Source organism: Streptomyces sp. NBC_01723, from assembly GCF_036246005.1.
Lineage (GTDB): Bacteria > Actinomycetota > Actinomycetes > Streptomycetales > Streptomycetaceae > Streptomyces.
Genome location: NZ_CP109171.1, coordinates 6993016 through 7006240, shown reverse-complemented (window position 1 = coordinate 7006240; position 13225 = coordinate 6993016). Strand labels below are relative to the sequence as shown.

Below are 13225 nucleotides of genomic sequence, written 5' to 3'. Positions count from 1 at the left end.
GACGTCAGCAGGGGCCCGCATACCAAGTTTTTCGCCGTCCCGGCGTCGGCCGGGCCTTCGGTGAGCCAGGGGCAGCCGTTTCCTGAAAGAGCCAGCGGGGGCTCTGCAGCGCCATTCCTGTCACGCCCTTGCCAGCCTGAAGCGGAGCGAAGAACGTGGCCCGGCTCGCGTTACGGGCTCACGAATACGGCTGCTTGGCCTGTGCTTCCGCAGGCCCATCGGTGACTTGCTCAATGAGCCGTCGCCGATCCTTCGGCCCGGAGGCGTAGGCATCCATGCCTACGGCGGCCAAGGGAAAAGGGGATCGGTCTCGAGATCGCCGTGCAGGCGCAGCAGTACATGGTCGTCACCGACCTGGCAGTCGGTGTACGGAAGGGTGTGCAGCAGGCGGGCGAAATCGTCGCAAGCCGCCCGGACGTCCACCCTGTCGAGGCCGAGCCAGAGGTGCAGCGTGCCGTCCTGAACCGTCAGCTCGACGTCGATGCGGGCATCGGCCGCCTCGACGGCTTCGCCGCCCCACTTCAGGGTCTCGTCCAGCGCGCCGAGGTGGATGGGGAGCGGGCGGAAGACCTCCTGACGCATGTCGTCGCGGACCGTGACGCCGGTGGCCGGGACCCGAGTGCTGTCCGTCGCGGTGGTGACGATCAGCCCGGAAGGCGAACGGTCCGGAGAGTTCTCGACCCTGCTCAACCCTGGATGCGGCCCGGGGCCGGTCGAGATACACGGGCTCACGGCTGAGCGACTGCGGGGCGCTCCGACCTTCGCCCACTTCCTCCCTGATCTTTGGCGGCTGGGAGCTGCCCGAGGTCGTCATGAGGCGATCGCATCCGGGCGACCAGCAACCCAGGGCATCCCTTGTTGGGGTTGGCCCGGGGATCCGTCCAGCCTGCATCGTCCCTCATTCGCCACCCACCACCGTATCCCCGTCGAACCGCAGCGACGTGATCCGCGACTCGCCGACCCACTCCCGAAGGGTGTCCAGTGCAGCGGGCTCAAGTTTCGTGGTGAAGAGGATGGCCAGATGCTCTCTGGCCCGTGAGCATGCCACGTAGAAGAGGTTGCGTGCCCTGATAAACGCCTCCAGTTCCTTGTCCATCAGTTCGTCGCGCCGGGAGAAGTTAGCCAGCATCTCGGGGATCTGGAAGCGGGAGTGTCCCTTGCTGACCACGGCGAGAACCCGGTTGAACTCCAGTCCCTTGACTCCGTGTTGTGTGGCGAAGGGCGTGCCGCCGCCGAGGTGCTCGCTCAACGCCAGCAACTCCGCGTACGGCACCTGGCGCAGTTGTTGGTACTCCTTCGACCGCGCCGCCGCCCGGGCTTCGGCCTTATCGTCACTCACAGCCTGCGGGTCGGTGCCGGATAGTGACACGGCCTTCCGGTGACGCTCGCGCACCTTCCCCAGGCCGTCGAAGAGCTGCTGCTCAAGACAGAGGTCGAGGACGTCGCCGACCGTGCCCGTCTTGCGGGCCTCCCCCAGTTTCGTCAGGAACGCCATCCATTCCTGCTTGTCGGCCGACGAGTTGATGGGTGGGCGGCCACGGGGGTCGAGTGCGTCGAACATCGCGCCGTAGCGCTTGTTCCGGTGGTGGAGCAGGGCCGGTTCCAGCGTGTCCATGAAGAAGGCCATGGCGTGGTCCTCCTTCCTCACGTAGGAATCGTTGCGCCGAAAGGCCCCGTGGAGCTTCTGATATCCCAGTTCGCCGGCGATCGTCTCGTGCGTGAGCATGAGGATCTTCGTGCTGGGCTCCTCCGCCCGCCCCTGGGCATCGTGACCGGATGCCCCGGTGCTCCATAACCGGTCGCGGACGTCGTCCAGTACCCATTTCCGTGCCGCGTGGGCCGCGTCCCAGCCGAGCTGACCCTTCCGGTGGTGGGTGAGCCTCGTCCCGGCCCATTCGTTGGTGTGATAGACGGCGACGGTGCCCTCGCCAACTCCTGACGCCATGGTCTGCGTCAATTCGGGACGCATCGTGTTCAGGAGGTTCACGACGGCGCGCTGCGAGCGCCGATTGCGCCGTCTGAAGACCGGTGTCGGGCGGGCGTCCTCAAGTGCCCCGCACGCGTTGTCGTAGATCTGCTGCCAATGGTCCCCGAAGAAGCCGCAGAGGGGGCCGCGCGCAGTGGCCTCATCGCCCGGCGTGCCCAGCATGGCCTCCGCCAGACCGGCGGGGGTGTCCTGGTACTCGTCCACGAAGACGATCGGGAACCGGTCGGCAGCCAGAGCCCGGAACTTGGGAAGGGCGAAAAACGCCCTCGCGAGGACGGGCAGATCGTTGTGACCCAACTGCACCCGACGGCTGTCGTGGTCCACCTTCTGGAAGCCGGTGCTGTACTCGACGGTGTAGCCGTCCAGTGAGGTGTGGCCCTCCATCTTCGACAGCATGAGGTCCAGCTCGACGATGTGGCGCAACAGGTGCTTGCCGAAAGGGGAGAGCAGCTGCCACAGGAAACCATGGATGGTTTCGGCGAACACGTACGGGCTGCGGTCGGTACGGCTGATGATCTCGTCGCGGGCGACATTGGTGTAGGTGACGCAGGCGATGCGCTGGTGGGGCCGCGGGAGGTAGCGGGGGCGGTCAGCCAGGATGCTCTGGAGCGCCTCGATCAGTGAGCTGGTCTTGCCCGCACCGGCACCGGCCTCCACCTTGAAGTGACGGCCCGCTTGGAGAGCCGTCAGGATCGCGTGCGTGACATCTTCCGCCTCCGTCGTCACTGGACGTCCGCCTTCGTCGCCGTCCCGTCCTGTGCCATGAGCCACTCGAGGCCGCGCCTGATGTACTTCGGGACCTGCCAGTCGTGGTCTCCGAGGACATGGTCGAGGGCGAAGTCGACCTTGCTGTGCCTGGTCTCTACGCTGCTACGGGCCTGTTGTTCCAGTTCCTCGGCGGGAGCGGCACCCGTGGAAATACCGAACAGGGCCCGGTTGGCCAGCGCGAAGGCGTCCTCGAAAGTGCGGCCGCACGGACCGCCGGGCTCCTCCGGCACCTGGTAGGCGAGGCACATGCTGCCGCCGGCGATCGGCGGGTCCGTCTCGGCCCGCTGCAGCAGCTCGGCCACCGTGATGTCGGACATCTCGGGGGACCACGCCCTGATGGACTGGTTGGACGTGCGTCCGGATTCGGACACCAGACATTTGCGAATCTTGGGCTCACTGTCGTCGACGGGATCAAGATCCGTGATGATCAGGGCTGGGATCCCGAGGACCTTCAGCAGCGGATAGAACCTGTGGGCATGCGCCCCGCCGACCTCCATCAAGGTCACGTACTGGTGCTGGGGCGTCTCTTCGGGCCTCCTCGCCGCCAGCTTCTCCTCCGCAGCCGGGACGAAGATACGCTCGCTGGCGCCCTCGACGAGGATGGCCTTGTCCGCGAAGTAGAGGTCGGCCCGGGTGAGGGTCAGGTACTTGCGGAGGAACCTCTCGTCGCCAGTCACCTGGGACAGGTCCTTGATGACGGTGCGAGCCGGCCCCGGCTCGCTTCCGCTCTCCACGGTGTCCTCCTCCTTCCGGAAGTACCGGATGTCGGAGAAGTGTCCCCGGTTGGCCACGTGTGCCGAGTGGGTGGTCACCACGAACTGAGCGTTCCACCGGGGGCTGCTGTCGATTGCGGTGCTGCTCTCCTCGACCGCTCCCTTTTGCCCGGGCATCGTCGCTCTCATCTGCGCGTCGATCCGAGGGAACAGATTGACGGAGTACGTGAGTCGCTGGATGAACGCCTCCTGCATCTGCGGATGCAGATGGGCCTCCGGTTCCTCCAGGAAGACGAGATGGATCCCCGACTCCGGAGAGGTCGCCGTGTGGTCGCGGTAGCAGGTGAAGAGCCTGAGCAGAATCATCACCAAGTTCCGCGTACCGAGGCCGTTGTACGACTCCGGGAACCGCACACCGGCCACTCCCGGATAGTGAATGCGCGCGAAGTTCCTGAGCAGCCTCTTGGAGTCCAGCCGGGCGGCCGTGACGAACTCCTGGTTGGCCAGACCTGGATAGCCGAATGCCTTCAACGTCGGCGCCACCCGTTCGCGGACCTTCTGGAGGCTGCAGTCGAGACTGCCGGAGGTGTCCACGAGTGTCCTGTCGATGTTCGCGGCGAGCTCCTCCAGCCACGTCGCGTTCTGACTCTTCTCCGCCGCGGTCAGCAGTTGCTCGAAGACCGCTCCGATTGGTGCGGCATGCCCGTCGCTCTCGTCGTCCAGCCCTCGCTGCGCCTCGACGAAGTCCACCCTCACCAGGGTGCGCACATCCGCGAGGTCGACCGGTCGGACGTTCGCCTCATCGGTCGGGTCGACCGCCATCACCGACATCTCGAAGTGCTTCGGGATACCTCTGCCCAGCTGCTCAAGCGTGGCCGTGGCATCCGGCCCCGCCGGCACGCCGCCGAAGAACTCCTTCAGGGCACCGTCCCCCAACGCGAAGGCGAACCTGATCACCACCTCGGAGCAGTCGGGGTCAAGGTCCACCACGAAGGGGGCCAGGGGTCCGTACTGGCCGCAGTCCTTGTCGTAGGAGATGTGGAGGGTGAGGGTGATTGCCGGAACCGTGTCGCGCGCCTGCTCCGCCTCACCCGAGGCGAAGAGGCGATGGGCGGCGAGGAACTCCTCGTAGCAGTCGGCGGAGAAGTCCTCGATGCGCAGCGCGGCCTTCTTCCTCGCCACGAAGAATTCGAACAGTTTTGCCAGCGAGGTCTTTCCCGTGTTGTTGCGGCCGACGCACAGTGTCACCTTGTCCGTGAAGGAAAGCTCGGTTCTGCGGAGCAGCCGGAAGTTGCGGATGACCGCCTTGGTGAGCCGGGGCGGCACCGGGACTACGGTCCCGTGTGGTTCGGCGGAGCCGTCTCGCGGGCCTGGGATGGCACGCGGATCACTGGGCTGGGTCATCACGGCTCCTTGCTGCGCTCGTACACACCCTGGGACGCCGGCGGGAACACACAGCAGGGGAAGCCACAAGCCCCATGAGATGCCGTCACCCCCTCAGGATCTGGAGCCGCATCTTGTCACCATAATTCTCTAAATGCACAGCGGTCGCATTTGATTCAGTTTCGGTCGCCTATCGATCTGAATTCACTCCCGAATGTTCGACATACGGCACCCGTGCGGCCACCACCTCATAGGCCGACGGACCGGGTGAGGGATGGCCATGTACGAGGCGCACAGCCTGACCGGTGCTCAGCGAAGGCGTTGCGCCAGGAGCGGTGAATGGGTCCGCATCAGGTCCGATGCCAGCCCATGTCCAGTCCCGTCGAGTCCTTGAGGACCTGGTTCAGCGCTTCGACCTGTCCGACGTCGTCGAAGAGGCTGCGGGGAAGGTGGTCGTGAGCGAGAGGGCCGACGCCGTGCAGGATGTCGTCGTACGCCGACGCCACGGCGGCACCTATCAGTAGGTCCGTCGCCTCATCGAGGCCCACGTGCTCCGCCGGCCACCGGTACTCACCCTGACTCACCTGGAACACCGGGAACAGCCACTGCATGTCCCGGTCGGGCTTGATGAGCCGGGTCGCTCTCTCGCCCAGGAAATTGACGCCGTAGTGCGAGATTGAACAGACGTCTCTTTCCCGCAGGGCAAGCAGACGTGAAGCGCACATGAGGGACACGGCAGGCGTACGCGCGGACAGGTGCATGGGGGTCGTGGCGGCTTCCCGGAGGGTCGAGAGGTCGGACAGACGGGAAGCCACGCTTCCCATCCGGAGCCCACTGCGCTTGGCCAGCATGTGCTGGAAGTGGACCGTCGCCTCGTGGCTCGGATACTGGAACTCCAGGTCCGTCTCCCAGCTCGTCATCGCCTTGGCTGCCGTCACGAACCGGTAGGGAGGGTAGAGCTCTTTCCAGTCGACGGACGGGTCGTCGGAGTTCAAGCCCGGCACCACAGGGTTCAGTGCGAAGTCGATGAGGGCCAGGACGGTACTTCCGCCGAGGGTGCGCCCTGCGAGAGCACGTGCCAGGCGACACGGCATCCCATACTCGCCGTTCAGCACCTCGAGCAAGAACTCGCGCAGCGCCGGGTCAGATTTCCGTATGAAGGCGCCCTCGAACTGGAAGAGTTCGTCGAGCACCGCCGCGCACTCGAAGAGGACGCGAGTGGTGAGCGGGCCCTCGGAGGTGTGCACGAGCTTCAGAGGCCCGTCGATGCCGACGCGTACGTCATCGGGACACTCGACCATCTCCATGCCCGCACCCTGGCGCCACATGTCTTCGAGGGAGTGCTCCATTGCCGCCCGCATGTCCCAGGTGGCGGTGTCGAACTCCGTCAGACCCTCCGGGTCCAAGAGGAGATAGTAGGCGAAGTAGAGGTTGAGCCAATCCAATTCGCTGTATTTCAGTTCCCCTTGGGCGTGCTTGGGGTAGCGCTCGAAGGAGAAAAAGGGGAGTCCGCTGCTCCGGTCCTCGTGGAGATGCTCAACGTCTTGCCGGGGCAGGTGAGAGATCGTATACGCGGCCAACTGGTCCCTCGTGCGCCGCAGCAGGCTCAGAAGAATGCCGACAGTGGATCCGTGATATCGCGCCCAGTGGCTGCTCTCGTGGACGTAGGTCTTGTGCCAGGAGCCGACCGCCGTCACAAGATCGCTGGTGCGCGTGCGGGTCTGATCCTGGAAGAGGATCTGGCTGCGCAGATTCAACTCGGCGCCGCTCGAGTTCCGTAGACGTGGAGAGTGGACGGTCACCGGTTCACCCCTTCCGAGCCGTCCGCACCCTGGTCGTCGTCTTCCGGTCGAGGAGGCGCCTCCTCCACGGGCCCCCGGTCACGCGCCCGCTCGACCAGTGCCTTCAAGGCGTCATACAGGGTGTTCGTGGCCAGTCCGGCGGCGACGGAGATGGAGATCTCCGCCCAGTGGGCGTGGCGTAAGGAGTCGCGCCTGTTCTGCTGCAGGGGCGTGAGGGCGAGGGAGCACTTTCCGGCGAGGTGCTGATCCGCCTCTATTTCCCGTGCCAGCACCTTCAAGTTGGCGGCTTCGCCCCGGTATTCAAAGATCGGCATAGCGGGAGCCTACAACTGGCCTCCGGTTCCCGGATCGGGACTCGGACACCGCTGTCTTCGCTGGAGGACCGCGGTAGCGCAACGTCGGGTGAGTTCGCCCCCGGGTGGTCGTTTGAGGCCGGCGGCGACGTGGGGGGCCTGCGCCGGTATAGGCGCGGTCGGCGAGGACAGGGACGCCTTGTCGCTCACAGATCCGGATGATGTGGTGGCCCACGCCGACGCTCACTTTCCAGCAACATGCGGCTGTCGTGGGTCGCTTCGGTGACTGATGGCCGGCGCGGTCCGACGCGCCCGTCGCCATCAGGGCGGCACGCGGACACAGGCGCCTGGCGTGGCCGGAGCCATGCGGCGAGCCAGAGTTCCCGGGGGATCACTTCCGTCTCCGCTGATGCCGGGGCGGACTGCGGACCGGGGTGATAGAGAGATGCCGGTACGACGATCCTCACAGTCTGTGTATGACGGCCCTGAACCCGGAAAGCGGCGACGATGTTCTTCAATGGCCCCGCGCACGTGCGCACCGATGCCACGCTCTTCCCGGCCAGTACCGGAGTCCCCGTCGAGCAGGATCTGCCAGTCCTGCCGCAAGACTTGGCGCGCGCGTTGTTCATCACGGGCAGAGCCCCGTACGACCAAACCGAGCACGGGAGGTCATCGGCGTACGAGTGGTGCCACAGGGTGGCGGTACTGCCCGCCTATCTCAGCTGGAGCGATGATCCGATCCGTCGCATCACACGTACCGACCTCGCCCGCGAACTCGACCCCTCCGAGAAGGGCATGCTGTCCTACACCCTGGGGCAGGCCATGTGCCAGATCTTCGCCGAGAGGCAGCTATCCGTCCGGTTCTTCATGCACGTCGCCCGCTACGCCTCCGCCTACAACCTCACCTTCGCCCCCGGCCCGAGCCGGGCGGACTTCTTCGGAGAGCGGACCGTCGGCGGTTATGTCGTCGCGGAAGCCAAGGGCCGCTCGGGCCCGCTGACGAAGAAGCTGCGCGAAGCCATGGAGGAACAGAAGAGGACAGTCAAGACCATCAAGGGCGTAGTGCCGAAGATCGCATACGCGAGCGCGGTGCACTTCTCCTCCCCCCATAGCCCCATGCGTCTGACGGCGATCGACCCGGACACAGCCGACCCTCGCGCCGTAGACCTTCCCGTCGACCCGGACCTACATGTGCTGGCCTACTACACGCCGTTCCTGGACGCCTTCGCCCATCAGGAACCACTCATTCTGGGCGACTACGTCGTGGCTGGCTTCGCGGCGCTCGGCGTGACGCTCGGGGTCTTGGCGCCGGTGCTGCAGCGTGTGGAGCGGGCGGCTCGACGCAACGAAATCTCGGGCCTTCGCGACGACATCCTAAGCCTGCTCGCCCGCCACCGGCCTCGCGAGGAGCGCACGCTCTACATCGACGGCACTCTTTTCGCGGCAGACTGGACGGTTCCTGAGGACCGGCGCCGCCCGGGCCGTCGGGACAGCGAGGTGCTCCCCGACTTCCTGCACGAGGCATTCCGTAGCATGAACGAGGAGGACGACTGGCGAGTGGCGTCTGTGGAGGAGGGGGACCTCGACTGGCGGGATCTGTCCCCTGCCAGGGGCTACATGCCGGGAATCCTCCCCCAGGGTGATCTCCTCGAGGGCTGAGGCATGGACGGCCGCCGGGCACCCTACGGCCGCTGCAGATTCACCGCCGCGGTGTGGACGCCGCCGAGGGCCTGTCAGGCGCTGTCCCGATCCACGCGCTGTGTAGATCGGCTTGTCCCCGTCGGTCCGGCGACACGAGTTTCGCCGGACAGCCCAACGTGGTGACTCCACCAGGTCGATGCGAATGTCGACGATGGTGGTGTGGCCTGTCCGGGGCGACGATAGAGCCTCCCCGGTTGCACCGAGGGCGCCGAGAGTGGTCCGGATTTCCCAGAGGATCCCCGACCGACGTCACCGCTCACCAGCGAGGTCGAGATCGCCCACAAGGTGCGGGGCTTGCGCCGGGGCGTCGTTCATGCTTCGGCAGCAACGGCTCGATCACCGCCCACAGCTCGTCACTGACTCCCACGGCTTCCGCCGTGCCACGGTCACCCCCAAGCAGCACGGAATCACATACCTCTAAAAGAGCCCGCCGCAGCAGGCCGCTCTCCAGCGCACGCAATCGACCTGCGGCTCACTCACTTCGGCGCCTCCGGCAGCGCCGGCACCGTCGAGATGGACTGGATGGTGGACTCCCACTCCCCGGTCCGCGTGTTCTTGAACCGAAGATGCAGCACCTCGAACTCGTCCGGCACCCAGTCGAACTCGCCGACCTCATCCTGGTCGAAGACCTGGTGTTCCGCGAACAGCTTGGCCAGCTCGATGTCCGTGGACGCCTGCATGATGAACTTGCCGACCTTAACGACGTGCATCACCGGACGCCCCTGCGCCTCCGCCTCCCGGACGCTCTCCCAGAACGGCTCGTACCTCCTGGCCGACTTGGTCATCCCAACCCACTCGTCGCGCCTGATCTCGCTCACTTCGGCCCCTCCAGCCTGCTCGTCGTCACCGGCGTCCGGCTCTGCACATACTTCACCTTCGGCGCCTTCGCGACCGCCAGGCGGTTGGCCTCCTGCACGGACTCCGCTTCCGCCTCGACGCGCAGCGCCGCGTGACCGTGCAGAGCCACCGTATATCTCGCCATTACCTCAACCCCTCCGCCTCAGGACCATGACCACGCTGTAGAGAACGCACAGCCCCAGACTCATCCTGAACGCCGTTTCGGGGGCCATCCCCGCGGGCGCGAGGAGCAGCCGAGCCTGGCAGTCCGGCGGGCCTTCTGCGCGGGAGCATCCCCGCACCCGCGGGAATGCTCCCATCTCGGCCTGCATGCCAGGCAGGCGCAGCCATCTGCTCCTCACACCCGATGTACAGCAGCCTCGTCCTCGAAGGCGAAGAGCATCGTTCCCTGTACGTCGCCTTTACCCAGGCACGACGCCACACTGCCGTTCGACTCACCCACACTCGCGCGGAACCCGCACGGATCACTGCCCGCGCCCAAGGACGGCGATTGCGATCCCCTCGCCCCCAGGCGACCGCCACGCCGCCAATCCGGGCTCGCCACAACCGCGAGCTGGCCTTCGCTCTCCCATGAGCGCCTGAAGTGCAGCACTTCTCCGCGAGTTACGCCCGCCCAACCCATCAAGACCAAGATCCGGACCATACACGGGCCAAGTCCCCCGTCAGAGTGAGTACGATCTTCATTCCCCCTGGTCACAACGCCATGAATGCTGTACCACCAGCAGACGACCAATCTGCAGGTCGTCATCGACGCCAACAGCCGCCTGGTCGTGGCCATCGGTCTCCCGCTGCCCGGCAGCCGCAACGACTGCCGGGCCTTCACCGAGTCCGGCATCGATCGGGCCTGCCGCGGCGCCCCGACCCTTGCCGACGGCGGCTACCAAGGCACCGGCCTCCTGATCCCGCACCGCAAACGACGAGGCCAGAGCCACCTCAGCCCCTCGCAGGAGGCAGAGAACGCCGTCCATCGCCGGGCACGAGCGCGCGTGGAACACGCCCTGTCGCGGTTGAAGAACTGGAAGATCCTGCGGGACTGCCGACTCAAGGGCGACGGAGTTCACCAGGCCATGCTCGGCATCGCCCGACTGCACAACCTGGCCCTCACTGGATAACTCACACTCCATACGGGACAACCTCTAGTTGACCGCGCCGGCCAGGGCCCGCGAAGAAGGCCGCCGACGTACCTCACCCGGCGGATACGCACGATCCGTGCCGCGTCCGGGAAGACGTACGGAGCCAAGCGGATCACCATCGAACTGCGTGAGAGTGGTCTGCTCGTCCATCGCGAGCGCATCGAGCGGCTCATGCGTCGTCCCTTCTCCCTGTGGCACTGGCTGGTCGGATGCGGGCGCTGGCGCGCCAGCCGCCGCGAGATGCTGGGGATCGGCGGCCGACGATCCGATGCCGTACCGATCCCGTGACCGGCCCGTTCAAGGCAGGCCCGGTTCTCACCGATCACAGGTGCTCGATCAGCTTGTCGAGGGTGATGGGCACGTTGCGCACCCGGATCCCGGTGGCATTGTGGACGGCGTTCCCGATCGCGGCCGCCGAGCCCACCGTGCCGATCTCCCCGAGACCGCGGGCGCCGAGGCTCCTGGTCCCGACGTCCTCGCTGCCGTCGCCCAGCGGACCGGTGAGGACAGGGTCCGGCCGACCGAGCAGGTGCACGTCGATGTCGGGGACGTCGGCGTTCACGGGCACGAGGTAGTCGGCGAGCGTGCTAGACGCCAGACGCCCGGTGTCGAGCTCCAGCGGGTTCTCCTCCAGCAGGGCGTGCCCGATACCGAAGATCACGCCGCCGACGAGCTGGCTCCGGGCGGCCCGTGAGTTGATGACGCGGCCGACGTCCGCGACCGTGGTGAACCGGGTGACGCGGGTCTCGCCGGTGAACCGGTTGACCCGCACCTCGCAGAAGTGGGCGCCGAAGCTATGGTGCACATACCGCGGGTCGGCATCGCCGGCTGACTCGGCGAGGGCCGTGATGCCTGGTGAGTCGACGGCCGCCAAGAGGCGTCCGAAGGTCATCGACCGCCCTTGACCGTGCAGGACGCCGCGCTCGTAGCGCAGGTCGTCGGTGTTCGCTCCGTGCCACGGCGACCTATCGTCGGTGACGGCGATCCGCTTGAGCTCGTTGATCGCGTCGCGGGCAGCGTTCACGATCAACGGCACGGTGGCGTGCGTGGCGCTGGACCCGGCGGCGGGCGCGCCCTGCGGCAGCAGGGTGTCGCCGATCTCAGCCGTCACGCGCGTCAACGGGATCCCCAGGGCGTCCGCGCCGGAGATGCTCACCATGGTCGCCCCGCCAGTGCCAAAGTCCGAGATCCCGGTCGAGACCACGGCGGTGTCGTCGTCGAGCAACCGGACCCGCACGCTCGCGGCCCGGCGGTGCGCCGGGTAGATGGCGGTGGCCATTCCGGTGCCATACAGCCACTGCCCGTCGACGCGTGAGCGGGGCTTGGCGCTGCGGGCCGACCAGCCGAATCGCCGCGCGCCGACGCGGTAGCACTCCTCGAGGTGCTTGCTCGACCACGGCAAGCCTGTGGAAGGGCTCTTGGTGGCGTAGTTGCGCAGCCGCAGCTCTACCGGGTCGACGCCGGTGGCCACGGCCAGTTCGTCCATCGCCGTCTCCAGGGCGAAAGACCCGGGTGCCTCGTTGGGGCCACGCATCGCCCGGCTCCCGGGAATGTCGAGGGTGGCTAGCTGTGCATCGACGTGTAGGTTCGGAGTGCGGTAGAGCGCGTCCGTGGTGGCGTGCGCCGGGGTCATGGGGAAGGTGACGGTGGTCGGGCGCTCGGAGACGCTCCGGTGGCTGATGGCCTTGAGGACGCCGTCGCGGGAGGCGCCCAGACGGATGGTTTGCGTGAGTTGGGGCCGGTGGCCGGTCAGGGTGAACATCTGCTCACGGGTGAGGACGAGCCGGACCGGGCGGCCGATCTCCCGGGCCGCGGCGGCGGCAAGCGGCGTGTCGCTCCACAAGATGACGCGGGCGCCGAAGGCGCCGCCCACGTACTTCGTGATCAGCCGGACGTTCTGCGGCAGGACGCCGAGCCGCTGGGCCGTCCCGAGGGCGTACGCTGAGGGGACCTGCGCACCGGCATAGATGGTGACCTGATCGCCTTTCCAGACGGCGAGGACGGCGTGGGGCTCCATCGCCGCGTGGTGTTGCATCTGCTGATGGAACTCGGCCTCCACGACGACGTCGCTGGCGGCGAGCGCGGCGTCGATCGAGGGGACGCCGGGCGCCAGAATGTTGAGGCTACTCGGTGACCCGCTGATGGTGGGGCCGGCCGGAGCGTGGGGCTCATCCGCGAGCGAGGTGCGCGGTGGCCGGGTCTCGTAGGTCGCGATGACCCTCGTGGCGGCGTCGCGTGCCTGCTCGAGGGTCTCGGCGACGACCATCGCGATGGCCTGGCCGTGGAAATGGACCTCCGCGTCACGCAGCGGGACGTAGTTCTCGACGAAGCCGGCGAGCGGGCCGGTGATGGGGTACAGGCCCAAGCGGGGGTCTGGCGCGGCATAGACACGCAGGACACCGGGTGAGGCCAGCGCGGCCGCCGTGTCGATGCCGGTGAGGGTGCCTCGCGCGATGGTGCTGGTGACGAGATGGGCGTGTGCGAGGGCGGGGGCCCGGTAGTCACCGGAGTACTCGGCCGCGCCGGTGGCTTTCAGCCTGCCGTCGACGCGCTCGGTCTCGCGTCCGACTGGGGAACGGGACATCGT

10 protein-coding genes and 2 pseudogenes are annotated in these 13225 nt (G+C 66.9%); 3 read left to right on the top strand and 9 right to left on the bottom strand.

The annotated features are described in order from the left end of the window. Positions 1 to 279: 279 nt before the first annotated feature. The 6 genes and pseudogenes from OIE75_RS32935 to OIE75_RS41570 all read right to left on the bottom strand — a co-directional run. The gene (locus OIE75_RS32935; RefSeq protein WP_329473125.1) at positions 280 to 582 is read right to left on the bottom strand and encodes a hypothetical protein; all 303 of its coding nucleotides are present in this window, start codon (positions 580 to 582) and stop codon (positions 280 to 282) included. Positions 583 to 898: 316 nt separating this feature from the next. Further along, positions 899 to 2713, bottom strand: a complete 1815-nt coding sequence (locus OIE75_RS32930) for a UvrD-helicase domain-containing protein (protein ID WP_329473124.1) — start codon at positions 2711 to 2713, stop codon at positions 899 to 901. Further along, entirely contained in the window at positions 2710 to 4872 is a 2163-nt protein-coding gene (locus OIE75_RS32925) for an ATP-dependent nuclease (RefSeq protein WP_329407399.1), read from the bottom strand. Before OIE75_RS32925 ends, OIE75_RS32930 begins: the two co-directional genes overlap by 4 nt. A gap of 329 nt (positions 4873 to 5201) precedes the next feature. Beyond that, complete coding sequence (locus OIE75_RS32920; RefSeq protein ID WP_329473123.1) at positions 5202 to 6653, bottom strand: hypothetical protein; 1452 nt, start codon at positions 6651 to 6653, stop codon at positions 5202 to 5204. After that, on the bottom strand, positions 6650 to 6967 hold the full coding sequence (locus tag OIE75_RS32915; protein WP_030944093.1) for a hypothetical protein: 318 nt from the start codon (positions 6965 to 6967) through the stop codon (positions 6650 to 6652). Before OIE75_RS32915 ends, OIE75_RS32920 begins: the two co-directional genes overlap by 4 nt. Positions 6968 to 7054: 87 nt before the next feature. Continuing rightward, positions 7055 to 7175 (bottom strand): annotated as a pseudogene (locus OIE75_RS41570) (IS5/IS1182 family transposase); the annotation flags it as partial. Between the two features lie 278 nt (positions 7176 to 7453). Here OIE75_RS41570 and OIE75_RS32905 point away from each other — a divergent pair. After that, positions 7454 to 8605, top strand: coding sequence for a hypothetical protein (locus OIE75_RS32905; RefSeq protein ID WP_329473122.1), 1152 nt, complete (start codon positions 7454 to 7456; stop codon positions 8603 to 8605). Between the two features lie 518 nt (positions 8606 to 9123). Here OIE75_RS32905 and OIE75_RS32895 read toward each other — a convergent pair. Then, positions 9124 to 9465: a hypothetical protein gene (locus OIE75_RS32895; RefSeq protein WP_052845190.1), complete on the bottom strand. Its 342-nt coding sequence runs from the start codon at positions 9463 to 9465 to the stop codon at positions 9124 to 9126. After that, positions 9462 to 9629 carry a hypothetical protein gene (locus OIE75_RS32890; RefSeq protein ID WP_176740195.1) on the bottom strand — a complete coding sequence of 56 codons (168 nt, stop codon included), beginning with the start codon at positions 9627 to 9629 and terminating at the stop codon, positions 9462 to 9464. The genes OIE75_RS32895 and OIE75_RS32890 overlap by 4 nt, the downstream gene beginning before the upstream one ends. Before the next feature lie 601 nt (positions 9630 to 10230). Here OIE75_RS32890 and OIE75_RS32885 point away from each other — a divergent pair. Together OIE75_RS32885 and OIE75_RS41565 are read left to right on the top strand one after the other, a co-directional pair. Further along, positions 10231 to 10617 (top strand): annotated as a pseudogene (locus tag OIE75_RS32885) (transposase); the annotation flags it as partial. Positions 10618 to 10701: 84 nt separating this feature from the next. Beyond that, positions 10702 to 10926 carry an IS3 family transposase gene (locus OIE75_RS41565; protein WP_443078464.1) on the top strand — a complete coding sequence of 75 codons (225 nt, stop codon included), beginning with the start codon at positions 10702 to 10704 and terminating at the stop codon, positions 10924 to 10926. 34 nt (positions 10927 to 10960) lie between these two features. Here OIE75_RS41565 and OIE75_RS32880 read toward each other — a convergent pair whose 3' ends face one another. Further along, a complete protein-coding gene (locus OIE75_RS32880; RefSeq protein WP_329473121.1) occupies positions 10961 to 13222 on the bottom strand; it encodes a xanthine dehydrogenase family protein molybdopterin-binding subunit in 2262 nt (753 codons plus the stop codon). Positions 13223 to 13225: the final 3 nt, after the last annotated feature.

Excerpts from the sequence above, each read along its gene's own strand:
- OIE75_RS32935 (WP_329473125.1), bottom strand. The coding sequence starts at position 582 with ATGCGTCAGGAGGTCTTCCGCCCGCTCCCCATCCACCTCGGCGCGCTG.
- OIE75_RS32925 (WP_329407399.1), bottom strand. The coding sequence starts at position 4,872 with ATGACCCAGCCCAGTGATCCGCGTGCCATCCCAGGCCCGCGAGACGGC.
- OIE75_RS32915 (WP_030944093.1), bottom strand. The coding sequence starts at position 6,967 with ATGCCGATCTTTGAATACCGGGGCGAAGCCGCCAACTTGAAGGTGCTG.
- OIE75_RS32905 (WP_329473122.1), top strand. The coding sequence starts at position 7,454 with ATGTTCTTCAATGGCCCCGCGCACGTGCGCACCGATGCCACGCTCTTC.
- OIE75_RS32890 (WP_176740195.1), bottom strand. The coding sequence starts at position 9,629 with ATGGCGAGATATACGGTGGCTCTGCACGGTCACGCGGCGCTGCGCGTC.
- OIE75_RS32880 (WP_329473121.1), bottom strand. The coding sequence starts at position 13,222 with ATGTCCCGTTCCCCAGTCGGACGCGAGACCGAGCGCGTCGACGGCAGG.